At 33.4% G+C, this 25,270-nt stretch carries 17 protein-coding genes and 1 pseudogene; 4 read left to right on the top strand and 14 right to left on the bottom strand.

All coding sequences use genetic code 11. From position 1 onward, the window contains the following. The 7 genes and pseudogenes from IAI56_RS03000 to IAI56_RS02970 form a co-directional block, all read right to left on the bottom strand. Window positions 1–2,221, bottom strand: a pseudogene (locus IAI56_RS03000) (hypothetical protein); the annotation flags it as partial. A 441-nt stretch (window positions 2,222–2,662) separates the two neighbouring features. Then, window positions 2,663–3,055 carry a hypothetical protein gene (locus IAI56_RS02995; RefSeq protein ID WP_187656460.1) on the bottom strand — a complete coding sequence of 131 codons (393 nt, stop codon included), beginning with the start codon at window positions 3,053–3,055 and terminating at the stop codon, window positions 2,663–2,665. Between the two features lie 15 nt (window positions 3,056–3,070). Then, a complete protein-coding gene (locus IAI56_RS02990; RefSeq protein WP_187656459.1) occupies window positions 3,071–3,910 on the bottom strand; it encodes an endonuclease/exonuclease/phosphatase family protein in 840 nt (279 codons plus the stop codon). A 114-nt stretch (window positions 3,911–4,024) separates the two neighbouring features. Then, window positions 4,025–4,786, bottom strand: coding sequence for a succinate dehydrogenase/fumarate reductase iron-sulfur subunit (locus tag IAI56_RS02985; protein WP_187656458.1), 762 nt, complete (start codon window positions 4,784–4,786; stop codon window positions 4,025–4,027). Between the two features lie 8 nt (window positions 4,787–4,794). Next, complete coding sequence (locus IAI56_RS02980; protein WP_187656457.1) at window positions 4,795–6,804, bottom strand: fumarate reductase/succinate dehydrogenase flavoprotein subunit; 2,010 nt, start codon at window positions 6,802–6,804, stop codon at window positions 4,795–4,797. Between the two features lie 18 nt (window positions 6,805–6,822). Beyond that, complete coding sequence (locus tag IAI56_RS02975) at window positions 6,823–7,683, bottom strand: succinate dehydrogenase cytochrome b subunit (RefSeq protein WP_187656456.1); 861 nt, start codon at window positions 7,681–7,683, stop codon at window positions 6,823–6,825. A gap of 171 nt (window positions 7,684–7,854) precedes the next feature. Then, on the bottom strand, window positions 7,855–8,706 hold the full coding sequence (locus IAI56_RS02970; RefSeq protein WP_187656455.1) for a ChaN family lipoprotein: 852 nt from the start codon (window positions 8,704–8,706) through the stop codon (window positions 7,855–7,857). Window positions 8,707–8,852: 146 nt separating this feature from the next. Between IAI56_RS02970 and IAI56_RS02965 the strand changes: the two genes are divergently transcribed. Both IAI56_RS02965 and IAI56_RS02960 read left to right on the top strand, forming a co-directional pair. Further along, complete coding sequence (locus IAI56_RS02965; RefSeq protein ID WP_187656454.1) at window positions 8,853–10,145, top strand: aminopeptidase P family protein; 1,293 nt, start codon at window positions 8,853–8,855, stop codon at window positions 10,143–10,145. 183 nt (window positions 10,146–10,328) lie between these two features. Then, window positions 10,329–11,111, top strand: a complete 783-nt coding sequence (locus IAI56_RS02960) for an alpha/beta fold hydrolase (RefSeq protein WP_187656453.1) — start codon at window positions 10,329–10,331, stop codon at window positions 11,109–11,111. Between the two features lie 42 nt (window positions 11,112–11,153). Here IAI56_RS02960 and IAI56_RS02955 read toward each other — a convergent pair whose 3' ends face one another. The 6 genes from IAI56_RS02955 to IAI56_RS02930 form a co-directional block, all read right to left on the bottom strand. Then, complete coding sequence (locus IAI56_RS02955; RefSeq protein ID WP_187656452.1) at window positions 11,154–11,567, bottom strand: GxxExxY protein; 414 nt, start codon at window positions 11,565–11,567, stop codon at window positions 11,154–11,156. A gap of 78 nt (window positions 11,568–11,645) precedes the next feature. Next, entirely contained in the window at window positions 11,646–14,414 is a 2,769-nt protein-coding gene (locus IAI56_RS02950) for a PD-(D/E)XK nuclease family protein (RefSeq protein ID WP_187656451.1), read from the bottom strand. 63 nt (window positions 14,415–14,477) lie between these two features. Then, a complete protein-coding gene (locus tag IAI56_RS02945; RefSeq protein WP_187656450.1) occupies window positions 14,478–15,878 on the bottom strand; it encodes an OmpA family protein in 1,401 nt (466 codons plus the stop codon). Window positions 15,879–15,969: 91 nt separating this feature from the next. Beyond that, window positions 15,970–17,160, bottom strand: coding sequence for a glycine C-acetyltransferase (gene kbl, locus IAI56_RS02940; protein ID WP_187656449.1), 1,191 nt, complete (start codon window positions 17,158–17,160; stop codon window positions 15,970–15,972). Between the two features lie 27 nt (window positions 17,161–17,187). Beyond that, a complete protein-coding gene (locus IAI56_RS02935) occupies window positions 17,188–20,349 on the bottom strand; it encodes a UvrD-helicase domain-containing protein (RefSeq protein WP_187656448.1) in 3,162 nt (1,053 codons plus the stop codon). Window positions 20,350–20,387: 38 nt separating this feature from the next. Next, complete coding sequence (locus IAI56_RS02930) at window positions 20,388–20,921, bottom strand: GNAT family N-acetyltransferase (RefSeq protein WP_187656447.1); 534 nt, start codon at window positions 20,919–20,921, stop codon at window positions 20,388–20,390. A 102-nt stretch (window positions 20,922–21,023) separates the two neighbouring features. On the opposite strand from IAI56_RS02930, the gene IAI56_RS02925 reads away from it, so the two are divergent. Then, entirely contained in the window at window positions 21,024–22,229 is a 1,206-nt protein-coding gene (locus IAI56_RS02925; RefSeq protein WP_187656446.1) for an MFS transporter, read from the top strand. A gap of 84 nt (window positions 22,230–22,313) precedes the next feature. Continuing rightward, window positions 22,314–22,922: a superoxide dismutase gene (locus tag IAI56_RS02920; RefSeq protein ID WP_187656445.1), complete on the top strand. Its 609-nt coding sequence runs from the start codon at window positions 22,314–22,316 to the stop codon at window positions 22,920–22,922. 421 nt (window positions 22,923–23,343) lie between these two features. Here the strand turns inward: IAI56_RS02920 and IAI56_RS02915 are convergent, their stop codons facing one another. Continuing rightward, on the bottom strand, window positions 23,344–25,242 hold the full coding sequence (locus IAI56_RS02915) for an amidophosphoribosyltransferase (RefSeq protein ID WP_187656444.1): 1,899 nt from the start codon (window positions 25,240–25,242) through the stop codon (window positions 23,344–23,346). Between the last annotated feature and the right edge of the window lie 28 nt (window positions 25,243–25,270).

The raw sequence follows: 25,270 nt of genomic DNA, 5'->3' as shown, positions 1-25,270 counted from the left end.
AAAAAAAATTAATGTTACCGTTAAATCCTGTACCAATATCAAATGTTGTGTCTAAAGAACCATTTGAATTAAATTGTTTGATTCTTTTTAGGTCGATAGTACCTGGAACACCAATAATTATTTTATCATTAGGCAAAATTGCATTTGCTGCAAATCTACCATATGTATGTGGTGTTAGAGTTGTAAAATTGAATGTTGTATCAACACTACCATTGCTGTTCATTCTAAATATTCTGTAATTATTGTTTCCAAATGAATCTGAAATGAGTATAATTTTTCCACTATTATCCATTGACATATACAAATTTTTATTTTGATGAAAGTATAATGAAGAAGCCATTGTAAAGGTATCATCCAAAACACCGTTATCTAAAACACGGATAACTTTACTTTTATAAGTATCTACAAGTCCTAAAACTAAAATTTTTCCATCTGGTTGTAAGATAATCTTTGTGATACTTTGAAAAACAGTTAATGGTCCAAATGTAAATGTATTATCAAGTGTTCCATCTGCATTTAGTCGTAATAATTTTCGATTAGTATTATTGGTATAATAAACGGTTCCTGCTACTAAAATTTTACCGTCGGGTTGCAAAGCTATTGAAGTACATGAACCACGAGTTCCGTATGCATTTTCAGCAGACATACTGTTAAAGTTTGTATCGATACTTCCATCTAAATTGAGTCTAACTACTGCTCCTAATTTTATGCCATTAACAAATCGTCCATTCGAACCAATTATAATCTTACCATCGGGTTGAGCAAGTATTTCATTTGCTTGCAAATCATTTTCTAAAAAAGTATGCATTAAAACGTTGAAGGAAGTGTCTAAACTACCATCCTGATTTAATTGAACTATGCGATCTTTTGCAACTCCATTATAAGCTCTAAAGTCACCACCTATGATTATTTTTCCAGAATTAGTCTGAGTAATGCATTCTACAGAACCATTAAAACCTCGGCAAATATTATTGAAAGTTGGATTTTTTAATCCATTATTATCGATTCGAACCATATTATCAGTTGCAATATCATTATAAGTGTTGAAATGTCCAACCGCAATAATATCGTTTTCTGTTGTGTAATGCATTTTATTTATAAAGGTTTGATAAAGTCCTTCTGAATCAGTAGAGGCATTATCTAAACCGCCATAAAAAGAAGTGTCTAAAGTTCCAAATTCATCAAGTCTCAGAATATTATTTATAAAGATATTATTATACTTTTTAAAACTACCACTAATAACTATTTTACCATCGGCTTGAAGAATAGCTGACGTGACACCTTTGCGAATATTTTCAGAAGTACTGCTTATTGGTATTGTGATATTAAATCCTCTGGAGTTAAATGTAGGATCAATAGTACCGTCCAAATTAATTCGTGAAATATCTCTGTAGTTATTTTGCATTATTTTATCATATTTCCCAATGATGATTATTTTTCCATCTGGTTGAACTACAAAGTCATTAACAACGGTTCCTCCGCCACTCGAAGCAGGATTTAGATGAACTGTATTCAAAAAAGAAGAGTCTAAAGTTCCATCGTTGTTCAGTCTTTTAATACTTGAAAAAAATTGACTCGCAAGCATTATTTTTCCATTTGGTAACAACTTTATTTTCGAAATAGATATTTCACCTAACAAAGGATCTAGTGTGAATTCATTGTCAAGAGTTCCATCACTGTTTAGTAAAAACAATGAATTTTTATAAGTTCCGTTGTAACTTATTAAATCGCCACCAACCAAAATTTTTCCATCAGGTCTTATTTGAACGGAACTGGCAAATGGATAATTAGAATTAACATAGGTATTAATGCTACTACCTATGTTAAAGCTAGTATCTTTTGTTCCATCTGCATTTAATCTTACAATATATTTTGAGGAAGAATTATTAAATGTTGTAAAACTTCCAACTAAAATAATCTTTCCGTCGGGTTGAAGTACAATATCTTTTACTAATCCATTTAATTCTGTATCTAAATTAAACGTTGTATCTAATGTGTTGTCGAGGTTAATTCTTGTAATTTTAGAATAGTTTATATTTAAAAAATAGTTTTCAACTATTATTAATTTTTGGTCAGGTTGCAACACCGATAATGATGGTTTGTTTTCTACATAATATTTATTTGTAGGCAATATGTAAGGATTAAATGAAGCATCCTTTTCAAAATTTTGAGCCTGCAAAGAGAGGCTAAAAAGGAGTATAAAAAGTAGATTTTTTCTCATCTTTGAAATTTTCACAAATTTATAATTATTTCCATAGAAATAACATGTTAATTTTCAAATCTTTATAAGCAATTAAAAAAGTCACAGAAATCTATACTAAACATTACAATTAAGTGTAACAAATGAAAATTATTTTACTTTAAAAGTTTTTATAATGCAATTGAAAGTATTAGTTGTTTCTTGAACAAAATACCCTTAAAAACACAACTAGATTAATGATTTTGTTTTGCCGTTAAAATGTCCTTAAGATGACAATTTATTTTGGATTATTTCAAATATTCTTTTTTTTTCAATATAAATGCCTTTTGTGAATTCTACTTCAAAAGCACTTGTCGGAACAGTTACTAAATCCTACTTTGTCTATTTTCAAACTATGTCCAAACACTTTTTGTCACTTTTATTTTTCCTAATTGTAACAAATCATTTGTGATAGTTTTTTTGTCATATTTTGTTTGCGGAAGCTTTTTCGTTTTGATGCGAAAATGTAGAAGAATAGATTTTGTTATCAAATGAAGGTTCTCCAATCGTTGGCACTAACATAATATCGCCAGAAGTAGAAACTTCAGTTCCGTTCAAATGTTTATTTGAAAATCCGTAAATTGTTTTATCTGAATAATGATAACCCGAACAGCCATCACAATTCCTATCAATTCTAGTATCTGGAGAAAGTTGTACCATTCCAAATGGAGTAGTTGCGCCAGGATATGAATGTCCATGACCATCGGTTCCAATAAATGGATTGACGTTTTTGTGAAGATTTTGACAAAAAACGGAAATAGAAATCAGACAAAAAAAGTGGTGAGTTGTAGTTTCATCGGGTTGTTTGTAAACCAAAGTTACTAAAAGTGTTTAGTTAAGTTGTATTTCAACCAAAACCGGAAAATGATCGGAAGGAAATTTCAAATTTTTGGAATCGGTTAGCACAGCATATTTCACAACTTTAAACGGATTGTTTTTAGATAAAAAGATATAGTCGATACGTTTTTTTACTGGTTCAAAATATTGGAATGCATTGAAAGTTCCATTTGGACCAAATGGCTTTTGTTTACTAATATCATAACTATCGTCCATTTGTTTTTTTAATTCTGAAATTCGTTGTTCATTAGGTTCAGTATTGAAATCTCCTATTACAAAAACAGGTAGTTTTTTAGTGTTTACTTCTTTGATTTTAGAAAGGATTAATTGGATGGCATTTGTTCTCGCAAATTCGCCAATATGATCTAAATGAGCATTAAAAACCCAGAATGATTTTTTGGTTTTGTTGTCTTTCAGTAAAACATAAGTGCAAACTCGATTGAGTGCTGCATCCCAACCTTTTGATATCTTTTCAGGTGTTTCAGATAACCAAAAAGTTTTCTCCTGTACCATTTTAAATCGGTCTTTTTTGAAAAAAATGTTAGACGATTCACCTTTCCCAATTCCGTCACGACCAATTCCAACATAACTATATTCGGGCAAAGCCGAAGCAATATCGGTTACTTGATGTGGCAATGCTTCTTGAATACCAAAAACATCGGGTTCATAAAAATTGATTTGCGAAGCCCAAATATCTTTTCGGTTTGACCATTTATTTTCGCCATCAGATTCGAGATCTAAACGAATGTTATAAGTCACTAATTTTAGGTTTTGTGCGGAAGAAATTCCATTAAAAAACAATAATGCAAGGATTGAAAAGATGATTTTTTTCATTAAAATTTTAAAGTTGTTGTTTCTATTGTAAAGATAATGCATTTGATTTTATGAAATAAAAAACCCTGTTAAAGTTTCAAACTCTAACAGGGTTAGTTTATAAAAATTAATTTTTTATTTCAAACTCGCTTTCAAATATTCTCTGTTCATACGAGCTATATTTTCTAAAGAAATTCCTTTTGGACATTCCACTTCACAAGCTCCAGTATTGGTACAGTTACCAAATCCTTCTTCATCCATTTGTCGAACCATGTTTAAAACACGTTGAGTAGCTTCTACTTTTCCTTGTGGTAATAATGCATATTGTGAAACTTTTGCTCCAACGAATAACATTGCTGAACCGTTTTTACAAGTTGCTACACAAGCGCCGCAACCAATACATGCTGCAGCCATAAACGACTTGTCAGCATCTTCTTTTGGAATAGGTATTGCATTTGCATCCATAGTTCTGCCTGATGTATTAACCGATACAAAACCACCAGCTTGTTGAATTCTATCAAAAGCACTTCTGTCAACTACTAAATCTTTGACTACAGGAAATGCTTTACTTCTCCATGGTTCAATAAAAATAGTATCACCATCGTTGAATTTACGCATGTGTAATTGACATGTTGTTGTGCCAGTATCCGGTCCATGAGCACGACCGTTGATATAAAGCGAACACATCCCACAGATTCCTTCACGACAATCGTGGTCAAACGCTACTGGTTCTTTTTTGTCATTAATTAATTGCTCGTTCAATTGATCTAGCATTTCTAAAAATGAACTTGCTGTAGAAACATTATCTAATTTATAAGTTTCCATGCTACCTTTTGCTTTAGCATTTTTTTGACGCCAAATTTTAAGGTTTATATTTATATTTTTTGCTGAAGACATACTTTGTATTATTTATAATTTCTAGCTGCAATTTTGATAAACTCGTATTTTAATTCTTCTTTATTGAGAATTTCTTTGCTGATATCATAACCCATGTATTCCCAAGCGCTTACAAAAGAGAAGTTTTCGTCATCACGAAGTGTTTCTCCTTCAGAATCTTGATATTCTTCACGGAAATGTCCACCACAAGATTCGTTTCTTTGCAATGCATCCATTGCCATAAGCTGACCCAAATCGATAAAATCAGCAACACGAAGTGCTTTTTCTAATTCAGGATTCAATTCATCAGAACTTCCTGGAACTCTCACATCTTTATAGAATTCTTCTTTTAAAGCAGCAATTTCTTCAATTGCTTGTTTTAGTCCTTGTTCGTTACGCGCCATACCAACTTTATTCCACATAATCAATCCAAGGCGTTTGTGGAAATGATCAACCGATTTTGTTCCGTTGTTGTTTAAGAATTTATCGATAGTATTTTTGACATTGTTTTCGGCATCAATAAATTCTTGAGATTCTGTTGATATTTTACCTGTTCTAATTTCGTCTGCTAAATAATTTGAAACGGTGTATGGAAGAACAAAATATCCGTCGGCTAAACCTTGCATTAAAGCCGAAGCTCCAAGTCTGTTGGCACCGTGATCAGAGAAATTAGCTTCTCCAGCAACGAAACAACCAGGAATTGTTGATTGTAAGTTATAATCAACCCAAACTCCACCCATAGTATAGTGAACCGCTGGATAGATTTTCATTGGTGTTTCATATGGATTTTCGTCGGTGATTTTTTGGTACATTGTAAATAGGTTTCCATACTTTTCTTCCAACCATTGTTTTCCTAATTTTGTCACTTCTGCTGCTGAAGGATTGTGATTTCCTTTTGCGTAAGCAGCTTGACGACCTTTATTCTGAATTTCTGTTGAGAAATCTAAGTAAACACCTTCATTCGTGTCATTCGCTTCAATACCATGACCTGCGTCACATCTTTCTTTTGCAGCTCTTGAAGCTACATCACGCGGTACTAAGTTACCAAAAGCAGGATATCTTCTTTCTAAGAAATAATCTCTATCTTCTTCAGCAAGTTGTGTTGGTTTTAGTTTTCCTTCACGAATAGCTTCTGCATCTTCTTTCTTTTTTGGTACCCAAATACGACCTGAATTACGTAATGATTCTGACATCAAAGTTAATTTAGATTGATTTACACCATGAACAGGAATGCATGTTGGGTGAATTTGCACAAAACAAGGATTTGCAAATAAAGCTCCTTTCTTATGAATTTTCCATCCAGCAGTTACGTTGCTTCCCATGGCATTTGTAGAAAGGAAATATACATTTCCATAACCTCCAGTTGCAATAACAACAGCATGAGCCGAATGTCTTTCTAGTTCACCTGTAACTAAATTACGTGCAATGATTCCACGAGCTTTTCCATCAACTTTTACTAAGTCTAGCATTTCGTGACGGTTGAACATTTTTACTCTTCCTAAACCAATTTGCCTAGAAAGTGCAGAATAAGCACCTAATAATAATTGTTGACCGGTTTGTCCAGCAGCGTAAAAAGTACGTTGTACTTGTGTTCCACCAAACGAACGATTATCTAATAAACCACCATATTCACGGGCAAAAGGAACACCTTGAGCTACACATTGGTCGATAATATTTCCTGAAACTTCTGCTAAACGGTGAACGTTTGCTTCGCGCGCTCTATAATCACCACCTTTGATAGTATCGTAGAATAATCTATAAATACTATCGCCGTCATTTTGATAATTCTTTGCAGCATTAATTCCACCTTGAGCGGCAATTGAGTGCGCTCTTCTTGGAGAATCTTGGTAGCAAAATGCTTTAACATTGTAACCCATTTCGCCAAGTGAAGCAGCGGCCGAAGCTCCAGCTAAACCAGTTCCAACTACAATAATGTCAATTTTTGGTCGGTTGTTTGGCGCTACAAGTTTTAAATGATCTTTATAATCGGTCCATTTCTTTGAAATATGTCCTTCTGGTATTTTAGAATCTAACTTCATAATATTTTCTGATGTTGATTATTTTAGTATAAAGTGTATGTAAACTGGGATAATTGCAAACAATATCGGAACAATGATTGCAAATAATTTTCCAAATAATTTGATTTTTGGTATCCAAGTTGAACTATTTAGTCCAATAGATTGAAACGCACTTTGAAAACCATGCAGTAAGTGGAAAGCTAAAACTCCCATAGCAACCACATATAATATTGTAGCTATTAAACCGTATTTTGGATCTTTGAAAAATGCTACTGTAATCTTGTATAAATCTTTGTAACCTTCACCCACTTTTACATCGGCTTGCGTGTTATAAAATTCTGTTCTGTTTTTAATGTAAACTTGAGCACCACTTTTTGCAGCTTCTTCTTTGGTTTTTGCTACTTGAGATGTTGCCATGTAACCATCGTTTGTCATTAAATACAATTCTTGTTTTTGTCCCATAACTTCAACTGTTATAGTTTGCAAAGGAATGTTTTGATCAAAATGCATTTTTGCCCAAAAATTCACCATGTGAGTTACAATAAAAACTAAAATTAAAGTTCCTAAAACAGCCATATTTCTCGAGGAAAAACTACTGTTGGCACTTGGATTAGATTTTGCATAGCCAACTGGTCTTGCTTTTATGTTTTGATAGGTTAGTAAAAAACCATCTACTGCATGAAAAAGAATCGACAGATAAGTTACATAAGAGAGAATTTTTACAGCTGGGTTTGTAGTCATAAACAACGCATATTTATTGAAATTCAGTGCGTTATTTGGAACTAAAAGTTGGAGATTTCCAGCTAAATGTCCGGCTAAGAAAAGACATAAAAATAACCCAGTAAAAGCCATCCAATATTTCTTTGCTATTGATGACTTTAAAAGCGCAGATTTTGCCATAATTGTATATAATTTATTTTTATAAAAAGACACACAAAAATAGAGTTAATTGAACACAACTACAACCTTTTCGCGCTAATTTATAATGATTTTAAAATGCATTTAACTTTTGTTGACTTTCAATCAGTTAAATCGTTTATTTTGTTCAAAAATGTTAAACACTTTTTTTGTTTAAAAGGTTTTTGTCACATCTTCATCAATTACTAATATAAAATCAGCCTTGTTTAAATGTTCTTTTTCTAGTTTTGATGTATCTTTTTGCTCAACTGTTGCAATGGTTAGTATTTTTAAATCCGATTTGGATTTTTTTAAATACCAATAAATCCCTTCAAAATTATCGCTGTGATACGTTCCATTATAATGTAGAAAAACCGCATTTGGTAGAAGATTTTTGATTATAAAATGTGCCATTGTTGCATCTTTTATTGCTTGTGCTTTGGGCATATTTGGACTGGTATGTTCGCCCATCATTTTCATCATTCCAGCATAACCCGGCAAATTAGCGTCATATTCCATTGGCAGCGGAACAATCCAAGCTTTTTCTTCTTCGGGTAATTTCTCTAATTCTTCAATTCCTCTTTTAAAAACGGTTGAAGCATATCTTCTTGGAATATTGGTAGCAATAAAAGGTAATTTATTTTCTTTGGCAAAATCAACTAACGGCTTGTAATCGGTTTTATGGTTGCTCCAAAGTCGCGCTGTGGAATCCAACTTTGTATCGTTTATTTCTCCGTTTAAATATTGATCAAGTTGTTTTTGATTGTCGGTTTCGAGCATTTCGGCACCAAGAACTAACTGCTTTTTTTCGGATAAATCTTTAGTCAACTCTAATTGCAACCAATGTACAATCGAATTATTATGATATTCACCAAACAGAACAACCTCAGCATTTTCGGAGTTTTTTAGAAGTTTAGCATAGGTTGTTTTCTTTCCCTTTTTGTCAAATAATTGATATGGTGATTTGTCTTGACCATTTACTGTAACAGTCAACAATAAACTTAGGAGAAAAATTATTGGTTTCATTTGAATTTCTTTAGAGTGTAATGCTTAATTTTGAACTTTACAATAATAATCATTTCAAAATGAAATCGCAACTATATAAGTTTTTATAAAAAAGCCATTAAAAAAGTGATATCATATTTGACCTCTAATACATAATATTTTCAAACATGAAATACCATCAAATAGACCGTGATTTGTTTATAAAAAACAGAGCGAAATTCACGGCACAAATGAAACCTAATAGCGTTGCCGTTTTTAATTCAAACGATATTTACCCTGTTTCTGCCGATTCTACTTTACCATTTGCGCAACATCGTGATATTTTTTATTTGTCTGGCGTTGATCAAGAAGAAAGTATTTTGTTGCTTTTTCCTGATGCGCCATACGAGCATTTGAAAGAGATTCTATTCTTAAAAGAAACCAACGAACACATCGCAATTTGGGAAGGCGAGAAGCTCACTAAAGAAAGAGCTTTTGAAGTTGCTGGAATTAAAACCGTGATTTGGTTGCAAGATTTTCATAAAACGTTAAAAGAAATCATGGCGTATGCCGAAACGATTTACATCAACACTAACGAACATTATCGCGCATCGATTGAAACCGAAACTCGTGAAGCACGTTTTGTAAAATGGTGGAAAGAAAATTATCCAGCACATAAAGTAGAAAAGTCAAATCCTATTTTGCAACGTCTTCGGTCGATAAAAGAAAGCGAAGAAATTGATTTAATTCAAAAAGCGTGTAATATTACCGAGAAAGGTTATCGCAGAGTGTTGAATTTTGTAAAACCAAACGTAATGGAATACGAAATCGAAGCCGAATTTGCTCACGAATTCTTAAGAAATCGTTCCAAAGGTTTTGCTTACACGCCAATTATTGCTTCGGGAAATAATGCGAACGTGTTACATTATATCGAAAACAACCAACAATGCAAAGCAGGCGATTTGATTTTGCTTGACGTTGGTGCCGAATATGCAAATTATTCTAGTGACATGACGCGAATGGTTCCAGTTTCTGGACGTTTCTCTGACAGACAAAAAGAAGTGTATAATGCGGTTTTGAATGTGAAAAACGAAGCGACTAAAATGTTAGTTCCAGGAACTTTATGGAAACAATATCATCTTGAAGTTGGTAAAATCATGACTTCGGAACTTTTAGGTTTGGGATTGATTGACAAAGCTGATGTTCAAAACGAAAATCCAGATTGGCCAGCATACAAAAAATATTTCATGCACGGAACGTCGCATCATTTAGGTTTGGATACGCACGATTACGGATTATTGCACGAACCAATGCAAGCGAATATGGTTTTCACTGTTGAACCAGGAATTTACATCCCAGCTGAAGGTTTCGGAATTCGTATTGAAGACGATATGGTCATTCAAGAAAAAGGCGAAGCGTTCAACTTAATGCGCAATATTCCTATTGAAGTGGAGGAAATTGAAGCGATAATGAATTCTTAATTTAGAAAAAAGAGAATAGAATATAGAAAATAGACGGTTTGCGAAAGTGAGCCGTTTTTTTTGTTCAAACTTATCTAAACTCAAACTTGTCATTCCGTAGGAATCTAAAAAGTTACTCAAAGCACATCAAAGTTTGTGAAAAAATAATTCGTGATTTTACAGTTAAAATCTACTTTTGCAACTATGAAAACCACAATCTACAAAAACACCAAAATTGCTTTTACTGACCAAGGAAAAGGAACAACAATTGTGCTGTTGCATGGTTTTTTGGAAAATCAAGCGATGTGGAAAGCCTTTGTTCCTGAACTTTCAAAAAAACATCGCGTTATAACTATTGATTTATTAGGTCATGGCGAAACGGAATGTTTGGGATATGTGCATACTATGGAAGATCAAGCCGATATGGTTCATCACGTTTTGCACGAATTAAAAATCAGAAAAGCGGTTTTCGCTGGGCACTCCATGGGCGGTTATATTGCTTTGGCTTTCGCCGAATTGTATCCAGATAATGTAAAAGGTTTGTTTTTGTTAAATTCTACTTCGCGAGCTGATAGTGATGAACGAAAAATAAATCGCGACCGAGCTATTGTTGCCGTAAAACAGAATTACACCAATTTTGTTCGAATGAGTATCGCCAATCTTTTTAGTGAAAACAATCGAGAAAGATTAGGAGAACAAATCGAAAAAGTAAAACTTGAAGCCTTAAAAACACCTTTGCAAGGAATTGTTGCCGCTTTAGAAGGCATGAAAATCCGAAAAGACCGCGAAGTAATTTTGCATTTTGCGCCTTATCCGATGCAATTGGTTTTAGGCAAAAATGATGGTGTTTTAAATTATGATGATAATCTTGGTCAAATTGAAAATACCAAAGTGGAACTTATTACTTTTCCTGATGGACACATGTCGCATATTGAAAATCAAGAAGAATTATTGAAGGTTTTTTTGCGTTTTTTGAAAAGGGTTTAACCACAAAAGGCACAAAAGAAAACAAAAGTTTTTATTGATAATTTAGTCTTCTAAATTTCTAAAATACTCGTTGACCAAAGTCATTTGTCCTTCTTTATATAAATTTACAGAATTGAAATTATATAAAATACCTTTTGGAGCTTCAAGCAATTTCATATAAGTTAATAATTGTGCTTGATGAATAGGCGCAAAATCATCAACAGTTTTAAGTTCTAAAACAATACAGTTTTCAATAAATAAATCACATCTCAAATTAGTATCTACATCCAAACCTTTGAAATTAATTGGAACTAATAATTCAGAGGTAAAGGAAATTCCTCTACTATCCAATTCCTTCTTTAGGCATTTATGATAAATGCTTTCAAGCAAACCTGGACCAAGAAATTTGTGAACCACAATTGCAGCACCGTTTATTTGATAAGTCAAATCTTTTAAATATGATTTTGTCAAAGCCATTTAAATTTTCTTAACGATTATTATATCTTGTTATAATTCTAAAATAAATACTTATGTCTTCTTTTGTGTCTTTTGTGGTTAAATTTTCTCCTCAAAAGCTACATTTTCACTCAAAATCTGATTTAGTAAAACCACAATTTCTTCAATGTAATTCTCCATAATTTCTGGTGAAATAACGTCAAAGCTTTCTTTTTCGAGTTTAAAATTAAAGGGTAAAAATCCAGATTTTAAATTTTTAAACGAAATAATTCCGGCTTCGATATCTAATCCTTTTGCTTCTTCTTCATACATGAATGCATACGCTAGAATTTGAATGATTTTGTCGTTTTTGATGTCTTCCGTCAAGCCAGTCCAGTCTTTTAGCGTAACACTTTTTTGTTCCACTTTACCCGTTTTGTAATCGATAATTCGAATTCTTCCGTTTCGGTTTTCAATTCGATCTACATTCCCAGCAATGGTTACAGCAAAAGGCAATTTTGGATGTTCAAGCGTTCGTGACAATGGTTTTTCTAAAGCAATTAACTGAATTTCGTCACCGTTTTGAATAGCTTCTAACTCCATTTTTAAGAAATTCAACACATTTCGTTTGGCAACTTCAAAGGCGAGAAGATTTCTTCCTTTTTTGATTTCGCCTTCTTTGTAAACCAATTTGAATTGCTTCAACACTTCATCATCAATATTTTTGATGCAAATTTTTATATCGTTTTCAATTAAAATCTTTCCAATAAAAGGTTTGTACAATTCTTCTAAAGTGCCGTGAATAATAGTTCCAAGCGTATTGACTGCAATATTTTCTTCTACTTCGTCGGTTTCAGAAATTCTCAAAATTCGCTGAAAATAAAACTGTATCGGATTTCGAATATAGGTTGTCAAGGCTGACGGTGAAAATCCTTTTTCGGCAATTTCTCTCAGTCGGTTGAGAATGCTTTCGGTTTTTTCGATAACAATCGGTTCATAAGCAACATTGGGAACATTTGGATTATAAAAATCAAAAGTCAACTGGTGATTTGGTCGTTTTTCAACTTCTAGTTGTGTAATGAAACGACTTTTTTCGCCTGCATCAAATCCTTCGCTATCTGAATTGTAAATCAAATAAACATTTTTTGCACGTTGTAATAAATGATAAAAATGATAGGTGTAAATCGCATCTTTTTCTTTGAAAGTAGGCAAACCATATTCACGTTTCACATCATAAGGAATAAACGAATTGGTGCTTTTTCCTGCTGGAAATTTACCTTCATTAACCGATGTAATTATGACAGTTTCAAAATCGAGCACACGACTTTCCAAAACGCCCATAATTTGTAAGCCATTCAAAGGTTCGCCTTCAAATGACACTTCTGCCAAATCGATAATCTGTTTGTAAATTGCATGTAGCGTTTTGATATTATCAATTTTTTGATGTTCACTAAAATAGGAAATCATTTTATTGATGATTTTGAAGATGGAAAAAACAAACGCGTTGGTAATTTTTTCTTCGGAAACTTCCGGATTTGGGTCTAAACTTAAATTGGCTTTTACTTTGAGTAAAATTTGAGACAAATTCTCTAAACCTGTAACCGAATTGGTATCCCATTTTTGAAATAATAAGCTGAAAAGTTCGTTTTCAAACGGATATAATTCTTTCAGTTTTTTATGGGAAATAAACGTAAAATTATTACGATTGATAGTATTGACAACGACATCAGCTTTGCAATACGGTTCAATCAACGGATGTGTTAAAACATCCAACACGTCTTTGTAATACATCACATAATTGGTTGCATTTCGCTCAAAAGCATTTACATGTAGCTTAAAAAGTTTGGCAATCAACAACTGTGCAGGATTATTTTTGCTGGTAAAACCCATCGTAATGTTCAACGCATCAATTTCAGCTGGAAGCGAATGTAAAACAGGCAATAAAAGGTTTTCTTCACCAAGAACTAGGGCAACATTTTGAAGATTGGAATTGTTGTTGTCAATGTGTTTTTTTATAATATCGCCAGCAATTTTTGCTTGACCGATCGATTTTGAAGTTCCAATGACTTGGATGTTTTTTTCTGCTGAATACTCATTAGAAATCCATTCATACGGATTGGTTTTATAGTAACTCCAACTCGATTTAAAACGTCTTTGAAATAAACCTGCATCATGAAATGTGTCGTGAAGCAAAGTTTCGTCGATATCCCAATAAATTTTGGCTTTTCCTAAAGCGAGCAAATGTTGAATAATCTTTTCTTCGGCTTGATTGAGTGCATTAAAACCAGCGAAAATAAAGTGGTTAGAATTTTTTTCAGAGAAATGATTGAGATTTTCAACTGCTTCACGATAAATTAATCCTTGGTAACCAATTCCTTTATTTGACAAATAGATATAAAGTGAATGGTAATATTCGGGTAATTTTTTCCAAAAGGCTAGATAATTGTCAATCAGTTCAGTTCTTTTATTAATGTCAACCGACCAATGTTCGATTTCTTTGATGTTTTCAAGATATTTCAAAATTTTATTAGGTTCGAGTAAATACCTATCGATTTCATTAAAATCTTGTAAAAGTGTTTTTGCCCAGTTGGCAAAAGTTTCAAAAGGTTCTTGCTTGTTTTTTTCTGTAATGGAAAGATAAACTTCATAGAATTCAAATAATACTTCCACTGAGTCAATACTCCGAATTCCTGCAATATCTTGAACAAATTCTTCAATGCTTATAATTTCTGGAGCAAAAACGTTGGTTGAAACTTGTTTTTTCAATTCATCCAATAAAAAGACTTTGGCTCTTTTGTTTGGTAAAATGATAGTTACCTCCGAAAGTTTTTCGGAATAGTTTTTTAAAACCTCTTGTGCTAATTGAAAAAGAAAGGTTGGTTTTGACATTGTATAAAAATAAAAAAAACGCCTCGAATTTCGAGGCGTTTTTACAAAATATTTTGGAAGAAATTATTTTACTAATTTCACTTCAACTCTTCTGTTATTAGCTTTACCAGCTTTTGTTTTGTTTGTATCAATTGGTTTAGATTCACCGAAACCAGCTGAAGTTAATCTTGAAGAAGCAATTCCTTTTTCGATTAAGTAATTTTTAACTGCAGCAGCTCTGTTTTCAGACAAAGTTTGGTTAGTAGCATCTTTACCATCGCTATCAGTGTGACCTTCGATAGAGAAATTAGAATTTGGATATTCTTTCAAGATAGCTGTAATAGCTTCTAAAACTGGGTAAGTTTGTTGTTGGAAAGAAGCTTTACCAGAGTCAAACAAGATAGTTTTAGCATAATCGTTTAATCTTTTAACAACTTCGTCAGATACTTCTGGACAACCATTGTTTGCTGCTGTACCTTTAACATCTGGACATTTGTCGTCTTTATCAAGAACACCATCACTGTCTCTATCTGGCCATGGACATCCTCCGTTTTCTTTTGGACCTTTAACTTCTGGACATTTATCGTTTTTGTCAGCAATTCCATCACCGTCAGCATCTGGACAACCGTTCAATGATTTTGGACCAGCAACTTCTGGACAAGCATCATCTTTATCAGCAATTCCGTCACCGTCTGTATCAGGACAACCGTTCATTTCAACTGAACCAGCAACATCTGGACAAGAATCTTTACTATCCTCGATTCCGTCACCGTCAGTATCAGGACAACCGTTGAATTGCTTTAAACCAGCAACTTCTGGACAAGCATCATCTTTGTCATAAATTCCGTCACCATCAGTATCTTTACCGCCAAATTTGAAAGTAAGACCTGCAAAGTGTTGTACGTGAGAAGCAATATCCACATCTGGAGTTCTTGTGTCATCGAATGAATGTTTGTAAGTTGCACGGTAAGATAAACCTACGTTTTCAGCAAACCAAAAGGTTAAACCTAAACCACCATTAACAGTACCAGCTGATGCATCGCCCATCCAAGTGTAACCTCCACCAATGTGAGCAGATGGATCAATAACTTTTGAACCAATTAGGTTCATAAAGCTATAGTTGATAACTCCATCAACACCATAGTAGCTTAAATCTCCAGGATTAACTACTGTATAATCTGCATCTCCAACTCTAGGAAGAACAAACTTTTTTATTTTGTTGATAGATCCTGTAACACCAAAAGAGAAATTACTTCCTACGTATTTAGATACGTTAATATAAGATACAGATGGAAGAATGTTCCAGTGATCTTTAGCGTTAAAAAATTCAGAGAACTGGTCTTCTAATTTAGTAGCAGCACTAAACCTAGTGTCAACTCCGTTCACACCAAATGAGATTGCCCATGGGTTGTTGCTATCTTGAGCTTGAGAACTTAGTCCAGCTAACAATGCCACAGCAACAAATAATTTGTTAAGATGTTTCATACTTAATTTGATTAGATTATAATAATTATAATGATGCAAAAGTAATACCTTATAACATAATATCAAAATGATATTGTTAAAATATGCTTAATTAGATGATATTAAGTGATTTTCCAACTTCTGTAAATGAATTAATTGCCTTATCTAAATGCTCTTTTGAATGACCAGCTGATAATTGAACTCTAATTCTTGCTTTCTCTTTTGGAACCACTGGGAAAAAGAATCCAATTACATAAATTCCTTTTTTCAGTAATTCATCCGCCATTATTTGTGATAATTTGGCATCGTATAACATTACTGGAACGATTGCAGAATCACCATCAATGATGTCAAAACCAGCTTTTTTCATGCCTTCTTTAAAATAATTAGTATTCCATTCTAGCTTGTCGCGAAGTGATGTGTCTTTTTCTAATAATTCAAAAACTTTGATTGAAGCACCAACAATGGCTGGAGCTAACGAATTTGAAAACAAATAAGGTCTCGAACGCTGACGCAAAATTTCGATGATTTCTTTTTTTGCTGTAGTATATCCGCCCATTGCGCCGCCAAGTGCTTTTCCTAATGTTCCAGTGATAATGTCAACTCTTCCCATTACGTTTTTGGCTTCCAAAGTTCCTTTTCCTGTGGCACCAATAAATCCTGCAGCGTGACATTCGTCAACCATAACTAAAGCATCATACTTATCGGCTAAATCGCAAATTTTGTCCAATGGCGCAACCAAACCATCCATTGAAAAAACACCATCAGTTACGATAAGTTTAAAACGATGTCCAGCTTCAACGGCTTTTTTCAATTGATTTTCCAAATCGTCCATGTTGTTGTTTTCATAACGATAACGTGCTGCTTTACACAAACGAACGCCGTCAATAATAGAAGCGTGATTCAAACTATCTGAAATAATGCAATCTTCTTCGCTCAGTAATGGTTCAAAAACACCACCATTGGCATCAAATGCTGCTGCGTATAGAATTGTATCTTCTGTTCCATAGAAATCTGCGATTTTTTGTTCTAAAGTTTTGTGAATGTCTTGCGTTCCACAAATGAATCGCACCGACGACATGCCAAAACCATGCGAATCCAAAGCATCTTTTGCGGCTTGAACCACTTCGGGATGTGATGATAATCCTAAATAATTATTGGCACAAAAGTTTAAAACCGTTTCGCCATTAACTGTTATTTCTGCACCTTGAGGCGAATTGATAACGCGTTCTTTTTTGAAAATACCATTGTTTTCAATGGTTTTTAATTCGTTTTGTAGGTGTTGTTGAATTTTTCCGTACATATTTTTTGTTTGTAGTTTAGTTTCAGTTTACAAATTTACCACTTCCAACGTTTCGCCAATATAAACCAACGCTTTTTTCGTCACACGATAGTTCATTTTTTCGATAGCATTTAGATAATTCTCCAATTGTTTGGTATATTTCGCTTGATGTGAACCAGTTTTATAATCTAATAAATAAATTTCTTTGGTTGTTGTTAAAACCATTCGGTCGGGTTTTATCAAATTTCCTTCTTTTTGAATGATGGTTTTTTCGTTTAGAACTATATTTTCTTCGGCAAAAAAATCAATCAAATCGGGATGACTTATTATGGCGATAATGGTTTTTTCTACAGTTTCTCGCTGCGAAGCGATAATCAATCCGTTTTCAATGGCTTTAGTTAATGCTAAATCTACATCGTTTTTGGTTTTTACAAACGACAGAATTTCGTGCAAAATAGTTCCATATTCAATGGCTTTTTGTTGGGTTGTGTTCCACATTAAGCTCTCGCGTTGGGCAATTTTGATATTTTTTGGATTTAAAATCTCGGTTAATTGAGGAATTGTTTTTGGTGTTTCTGTACTTGCTTTTTTAGAAGATAATTTTGTACTGTTTCCAAATTCGTAGTCCAGTTTATTTTCGTCAAATAGGTTTTGGCTACTCAAAAAAGTAATAAAAAACGACGCCATATTTTTTGGATATTCACCAGTCGATTTACTGATGTTTTGCATTTGCGAAATCACATGCAATTGCTCCTCAGCTCTAGTTAGCGCAACATATAAAATATTAATATCGTCTAATAAATCTTCTTGTTTTTTTTGATTATAAACCTTTGATGCATCTTTACCAAAACCTTCTACTTTACTACTTTTATCGACCAAAACTTTGGGCAAACCAATGGTTTTTTCATCGGCGTTTATCCATATTTTTTCTTTTGGACCTTTGCTGTAATCTTCTTCGGCAAAAGGAAAAATTACCACTGGGAATTCCAATCCTTTTGATTTATGAATAGTCATAATTCGAATAGCATCGTTACCTTCGGGCGAAGGAATGCTGAGTTTTTCTTTTTGGGTTTCCCAATAATTCAGAAAATCCGAAATTCCAGCTTGGTTTTTTAAATCGCGTTCCAAAACAACATCCAAGAAATATTGAACATAAGCGTTTCTTTTTTCGATAGAAATGGCTTTGGAAATAATCAACTCAACGGCTTCATACAATGATTTTTTTCGAATGTTGGCAAATGAAATTTCGAAATCATAATCAAAAAGCCATTTTTGAAAATCGGCTTCTTCTTTTTGTTCCATTCCGCTCGAAATAAAGTCGTGAACGGCAATTTTTGATGTGTGTTTTTTTGCCAAATAATACAAAAAATGCGCTTTGGCTTCTAAATCGCTTTTATTTTTTAGATAATTAAGAAAATGAACGATAAACTGAACTTCTGACGATGAACCGAGCAGCAAACTTTCAGAAGATAAAATCGGAATGTCATTTTCCGTTAAAAAATTAGCAATCGCAGTTCCTTGATTTTTCTTTCTAGTAAGAATGACAATGTCTTTATTGGCAAAACCGTTGGATTTTACTTCTTCAATGGTTTTTAAAGTGGCTTCGAGGAATAAATCTTCTTTCTCGACTTTTTCATCTTCCCAATTATCAGTGTTTTTTTCGTTTTTTGGCAAAAAAGAAATCGAAACATAACCACCATTTTTGTCGTTCGTTTTTTGATGACTGTGATTGGCATACAAATCTTTGTAGTCTTCGTTTTCAAATTCATTGGATAAAAATTTAAAAAAATCGTTATTGAATTCGATGATTTGCGAATAACTTCGGTAATTTCGTTCCAGAGAAAACAGCTTTTTATCTGGATTTGCAAATGGATTTTTGTCTTTGCTGAGTTCGATAAACTGTTCTGCTTTTCCGCCACGCCAACGATAAATCGACTGTTTTGGATCGCCAACTAGAAGCAACGAACCTCGTTCGCCGTTTAAATCTTCGCTTGAAAGAGCATTGTCAATAAGTGGAATTAAATTTTGCCATTGCATTTCCGACGTATCTTGAAATTCGTCAATGAAAAAATGACGGTATTTTTCACCCAAACGTTCATAAATAAATGGCGCAGGCTGATTTTGAATTTGTTCGTTGATTAATTTATTGAATTCTGAAATTGAAAGAATATTTTGTTCTTTTTGAATTTTGGTTAATTCGTTGCTCAAGGTGTTCAACAACGAAAGTGGCGTAATATTTTTTAGAAAAGCTTCGTAGAAATTTTTCTTCTCAAATTTCGCGTAAATCGTTGCCAAAATCGCTAACAAATTAGGAACTATGCTTTCAATTTGAGCACTATCTTTAGCCGTTTTGTTGATTTTGATGTCTTCGGCTTCGTGATAAGTTTTATTATTTGGATTGAACTTTTTTTCTTGAATGCTGATCAAATGTTTTGGAAAATAACCACCAGAAAACGATTTCATATCAATGCCATTGCTTTCAATTAAAGCTAAGGCTTCGATGGCTAAATTGACGCATTCATTTTCAATTTCATCAGATAATGCATTTAATTTGTTTTTGATAATTGTAAAATCTTCAATTTTTTTATTTTGAAAATGCGTGATTTCTTCACGATTGTTTTCGTTTAAAATCAACTTTCCAGTTTCCATAATTTCTCGAGAAACATCCCAAGATTTGTCGTCATCCGTTTTTTCCATTGTGAAATCTACTAGTAAATTGGTCAGCGTTTCATCGTTTCCAGCTTCGGCAATAATCGCATCTACAGCTTCATTTAGAAGGTTTTCGGTGTCGAGCGAAACATCAAAAGTTATTGGTAAATTCAAATCGTGTGCAAATGCGCGAATAACTTTATGCGTAAATTTATCAATGGTCGAAATGTCAAATGACGCATAATTATGTATCAAGTTTTTGATGATATTTTTGGCTTTTTCAGTTATTGTTGCCAAACTTAAACCAGTTTCCAATTGAATATTTTGCATCAATTGAACTGCTTTTTCCGAAGGATTTTCTTTGGCAAATTCCGAAAGACTTTCTACCACGCGACTTTTCATTTCGTGAACCGCTTTGTTGGTAAACGTAATGGCGAGAATGTTTCGATAGGCATCGGGTTTTTTGGACAAGAGAATAATTTTGAGGTATTCTTTTACCAAAGTATAGGTTTTTCCAGAACCTGCAGATGCGTCGTAGATGGAGAAAGCGGTTTTTTGCATTATTTATTTTTATTTTAACCCTGTTAGGGTTCGAAACCCTAACTGGGTTTTGTTATCATGTAAACAAAATTCAATTTACTGTCTTCGCCATAATATTCTACTTCAAATTCATCAACTTTGACGGCGCCAATTTTTTCGATGGCTTTTTGGGAACGAATGTTAAATGCACCAATGTGAAAATAAACTTTGTCCACATATTCAAAAGCATGATCTAACATTAGTTTCTTCAATGATTTGTTGTAATCATTTCCCCAAAATTTTCGTCCGATGAATGTATAACCAATTAATACCGAAGTCTCGGTAGAATTTTCATCTTCATTGTAATCATAAAAACGACTGCTTCCAACAACTTCGTTGGTTTTACTGTCACGAATTAAAAAAGCGCCACCAGAAAGCATTGCTCCTTCAAAAAAATTCTGAAAAACAGCACGTTGATAACGCAGTTTGTTTGGATGTTGTTCCCAAAGTAGTTCATCATTGGCAACAGCATATAATTCTTCAAAATCATTTTCCTGCAAAGGGAAAAGTGAAATTAAATTGTTTTTCAGATGATTGGGCTGCAAATCAAACATTCTGCGATAGTTTTTATTTATGCTACTAAAGTAAGTATTTAATCCTTTATTAAGAAAAAGGAATTTTTCTATGCGTAGTTTTGTGCGATAAAAAAATGCTTTTTGAAAAGAAATGAAATTATAATAGTGGCGTTAATGGCGTTACTGAATTTTACCCATATTCTCGATTTTATGATTATGATGCCATTGGGAAATATTTTGATGCCCAAATGGAGTTTAACCACGTCAGAGTTTGCTGTTATTGTTTCGAGTTATTCGTTGTCGGCTTTTGTGAGTAGTTTTTGTGCCATTTTCTTTGCTGATAAATTTGATAGAAAAAAACTTTTATTGTTTGCTTACTCTGGATTTTTGCTAGGAACGTTTGCCTGTGCTTTTGCTTTTGGAACTTATTCGATGATAGTGGCACGAATTGTAACCGGAATTTTCGGTGGATTGATTAGCGCTCAGATTTTGAGCATCATTGCCGATGTTATTCCGTATGAACGTCGAGGTCGAGCAATGGGATTGTTGATGGGCGGATTTGCGTTGGCTTCGGTTATTGGTGTTCCGTTTGGATTGTATTTAGCCAATACGTATGATTGGCATTATCCGTTTTTGGTAGTTGCTATTTTCGGCGTATTGTTGTTGCCATTTTTATTCAAATTTGTTCCGAATGTCAATTCGCATTTGGAAAATCCGATAAAATTAAAAGAACGAATTTCCAATTTTTATGATATTTTCAGTAATAAAGCTCAAGTTACAGCGTTGATTTTTAGTTTTTCATTGATAACCGGACATTTTATTATCGTTCCGTTGATTAATCCCTATTTAGTTTATAATGTTGGCGTACCTCAAGAATATACACCGTTAATTTATTTGGTTGGTGGAATTTGTTCGCTGATTTCGGCACAAATTATTGGCAAATTAGCAGATAGTTTTGGCAAACGAATAGTTTTTGTTTGGGCAGCTTTAATTTCTATAGTATTTGTGGTTTTGATAACAAATATGCCACATTGGCAATTGTTTATTGTATTAGGAATTTTTGGATTTTGGTTTAGTTCCTCAACTGGAAGAACGGTTCCAGGACAAGCCATGATTACACAAGCGGTAACAAGTCAAACACGTGGAAGTTTTATGAGTTTGAATTCTTGCGTACAATCGCTCGGAACCGGATTTGCTTCGTTGTTGAGTGGTTGGATTACGTATAGTGATGCCAAGTTTGCGATTCATAATTACAATTATTTGGGATATATCAGCGTTGTATTGATACTTTCCTGCGTAATGATTTCTTATCGATTAGAGCGAAAATTGCAGCAAATAGAAATATAAGATACTTTAATAATTTTATAACTTAAAACAATTTATAATTCTTAAATTTGAAAATCGAATATTAATTTTAAAAAAATACTAATTATGGCTTTTGAATTACCACAATTACCTTATGCATACGATGCATTAGAACCACATATTGATGCAAGAACGATGGAAATTCATCATTCAAAACATCATAATGCTTATACAACCAATCTAAATGCAGCGATTGCTGGAACTGATTTGGAAGGATTAACCATTGAAAACATCTTAATCAATTTGGATATGAAAAACGCTGCGGTTAGAAATAATGGTGGTGGTTTTTACAATCACAATTTATTTTGGAGAGTGATGGCACCAAACGGTGGCGGATTACCAACAGGCGAATTATTGGAAGCGATTGAAAGAGACTTCAAATCGTTTGACGAATTTAAAGCGCAGTTTGCTAAAGCTGGTGCAACTCGTTTTGGTTCAGGTTGGGCTTGGCTATGTGTTCACAAAGGTGGAAAACTAGAAGTTTGTTCAACAGCAAATCAAGACAATCCATTAATGCCAGATACGGCTTGTGGTGGTTTTCCAATTTTAGGAATGGATGTTTGGGAACATGCTTACTATCTAAACTATCAAAACCGTCGTCCTGATTATATAGAAGCATTCTTTAATGTAATTAACTGGACAGAAGTTGCAAGGTTATATGCTACTGAAAAATAAGAGAGATTTTTTTCTTTTTCAAAAACCGATTGTGAAAGCAGTCGGTTTTTTTGTGATTGGTATAAAATGAAACAGGCGGAATTGCTTCCACCTGTTTGCCCCAAATCTACCATAAACTTAACCTACACTAAATACTATGGTATGGCAAATCTAATAACAACTTATTGAATTTCATCATATTTTTTGAAAAAAATAAAAAAAAATAGGAAAAATTATAAAAAACCATGGAATTTAGTTTTTTTGTAAGGGTGAAAAAATAAAAAAGGAGAAATTTTACTTTCTCCTTTTTTGCCCCAAATCTACCATAAACTTAACCTACTAATGCTATGGTTCAACAAATATATAGTGTCTAGATTTCTAATAACAAATAATTTAGACCAAATGCATCAAAAATCGTTTAAGTTCAAGATATGTTAAATCTTTAATAGGAACGAGTGTTTTTGCCTTCATAAAAATTAATAAAAGCCTTGTTAACAACTCGGTTTCCACCAGATGTAGGATAATTTCCAGTAAAGTACCAATCGCCTAAATTCTTAGGACATGCTAGATGCAAATCATCAACTGTTTGGAAGATAATTTTTACTTCAGCTTTAATATCATCTGGATGAAGCATTTCGGCAATTTTATTCGAAATTTCGGTATCGGTGAAAGGGTTGTATATTTCCTTGACGAAGTTAATTACTTCTGTATCTTTCAGATTTTCTTGTGATTTACATTTTTTGTAAACATCATCGATAATGTTGGTCATTTTTCGCTCCTTTAAAAGCTCGATTGCTGCCTGAAAAGCAATAAAACCTTCCAAGGTTGACATATCAATACCATAACAATCAGGATAACGAATTTGTGGTGCAGAAGAAACGACTACGATACGTTTTGGATTTAATCTGTCCATCATTCTAAGGATACTTTTCTTTAACGTAGTTCCACGAACGATACTATCATCAATGATAACCAAATTATCTGACGGTTGAATTACACCATATGTAACGTCATAAACATGAGCAACTAAATCATCACGGTTGGCATCATCGGTAATAAAAGTTCTCAATTTTGCATCTTTGATGGCTATTTTTTCGGTTCTTATTTTTACTGAAAGAATTTCTTCTAATTTTTCTTTGGTTAATGTTTTTCGGTTATCCAAAATGAATTTGTTTTTTCTTTGGTTTAGAAAATCATTGGCAGCTTCAATCATTCCGTAGAAAGAAGTTTCGGCTGTATTTGGAATGTATGAGAAAACAGTATTATCCGTATCGCTTTCAATAGCATGGAGAACCGCTGGAAGAATTAGTTTTCCTAGTTTCTTTCGTTCCTGATAAATTTCAGCATCGCTACCGCGAGAAAAATAAATTCGTTCAAATGAGCATGCTTTTTTTTCTGTTGGCGTATTGATTTCTTCTTCGGAAACTGTCGCATTTTTCTTGATGATTAACGCATTTCCAGGTTTTAATTCTTGAATTTTTTCAAAAGAGACATTAAAAACGGTTTGAATAACTGGTCTTTCTGAAGCTACAACAACTACTTCGTCATCTTCATAAAAATAGGTTGGTCGAATTCCTGCTGGATCACGAAGCACAAATGAGTCGCCATGACCTAACAATCCTGCCATAGCATAACCGCCATCCCAACCGCGAGAAGCACGTTTTAATACTCGAACTAGATTGAGTTTTTCGGCAATAACTGGCGAAGCGTCTCTCTTAGATAAACCCTTGTTTTTGCATTCTTGGTACAAATCGGTTACTTCGTCGTCAAGGAAATGTCCAATTTTTTCCATTACGGTAACGGTATCGGCCATTTCTTTTGGATGTTGACCTAATTCTACTAAACTATTGAAAAGCTCCGTTACGTTGGTCATATTAAAATTCCCAGCTACGATGAGGTTTCGGTGCATCCAATTATTTTGACGCAGAAATGGATGAACACTTTCAATATTATTTTTGCCAAAAGTTCCATAACGAACGTGTCCAAGAAATAACTCGCCAATATAAGGAATGTTGTCTTTTTGAAGTTTTACATTGTCGTTGTATTCGGGATGTAAAGTTAGTTCTTCGTTAATGCGTTCGTTTATTTGGGCAAAAATATCTTGAATGGGTTGTGATTTGTTAGAACGAACTCGACTGATGTATCTTTCGCCTGGTTCAACATCAAATTTTATAGAAGCAAAACCAGCGCCATCTTGACCACGGTTGTGCTGCTTTTCCATGAGTAAATACATTTTTTGTATGCCATAGAAAGCCGAACCATATTTTTCTTTGTAGAATTCTAATGGTTTCTTTAATCGAAGTAGTGCAATGCCACATTCGTGTTTAATTGCGTCGCTCATAGTTGTTGTGTTGTTGTAAGTAGTTTGT

Origin of the sequence: Flavobacterium macrobrachii (assembly GCF_014486675.1) — a bacterium.
Classification (GTDB): domain Bacteria; phylum Bacteroidota; class Bacteroidia; order Flavobacteriales; family Flavobacteriaceae; genus Flavobacterium; species Flavobacterium macrobrachii.
Note: the sequence above shows the minus strand (reverse complement) of the source record. Positions and strands in the feature narration are given on the sequence as shown.

Bases quoted from the DNA above. Each gene is read 5' to 3' on its own strand.
- IAI56_RS02920 (WP_187656445.1), top strand. From the start codon at position 22,314: ATGGCTTTTGAATTACCACAATTACCTTATGCATACGATGCATTAGAA.
- IAI56_RS02980 (WP_187656457.1), bottom strand. From the start codon at position 6,804: ATGAAGTTAGATTCTAAAATACCAGAAGGACATATTTCAAAGAAATGG.
- IAI56_RS02935 (WP_187656448.1), bottom strand. From the start codon at position 20,349: ATGCAAAAAACCGCTTTCTCCATCTACGACGCATCTGCAGGTTCTGGA.
- IAI56_RS02930 (WP_187656447.1), bottom strand. From the start codon at position 20,921: ATGTTTGATTTGCAGCCCAATCATCTGAAAAACAATTTAATTTCACTT.
- IAI56_RS02960 (WP_187656453.1), top strand. From the start codon at position 10,329: ATGAAAACCACAATCTACAAAAACACCAAAATTGCTTTTACTGACCAA.
- IAI56_RS02975 (WP_187656456.1), bottom strand. From the start codon at position 7,683: ATGGCAAAATCTGCGCTTTTAAAGTCATCAATAGCAAAGAAATATTGG.
- IAI56_RS02915 (WP_187656444.1), bottom strand. From the start codon at position 25,242: ATGAGCGACGCAATTAAACACGAATGTGGCATTGCACTACTTCGATTA.
- IAI56_RS02955 (WP_187656452.1), bottom strand. From the start codon at position 11,567: ATGGCTTTGACAAAATCATATTTAAAAGATTTGACTTATCAAATAAAC.
- IAI56_RS02945 (WP_187656450.1), bottom strand. From the start codon at position 15,878: ATGAAACATCTTAACAAATTATTTGTTGCTGTGGCATTGTTAGCTGGA.
- IAI56_RS02990 (WP_187656459.1), bottom strand. From the start codon at position 3,910: ATGAAAAAAATCATCTTTTCAATCCTTGCATTATTGTTTTTTAATGGA.
- IAI56_RS02950 (WP_187656451.1), bottom strand. From the start codon at position 14,414: ATGTCAAAACCAACCTTTCTTTTTCAATTAGCACAAGAGGTTTTAAAA.
- kbl (WP_187656449.1), bottom strand. From the start codon at position 17,160: ATGTACGGAAAAATTCAACAACACCTACAAAACGAATTAAAAACCATT.
- IAI56_RS02985 (WP_187656458.1), bottom strand. From the start codon at position 4,786: ATGTCTTCAGCAAAAAATATAAATATAAACCTTAAAATTTGGCGTCAA.
- IAI56_RS02965 (WP_187656454.1), top strand. From the start codon at position 8,853: ATGAAATACCATCAAATAGACCGTGATTTGTTTATAAAAAACAGAGCG.
- IAI56_RS02970 (WP_187656455.1), bottom strand. From the start codon at position 8,706: ATGAAACCAATAATTTTTCTCCTAAGTTTATTGTTGACTGTTACAGTA.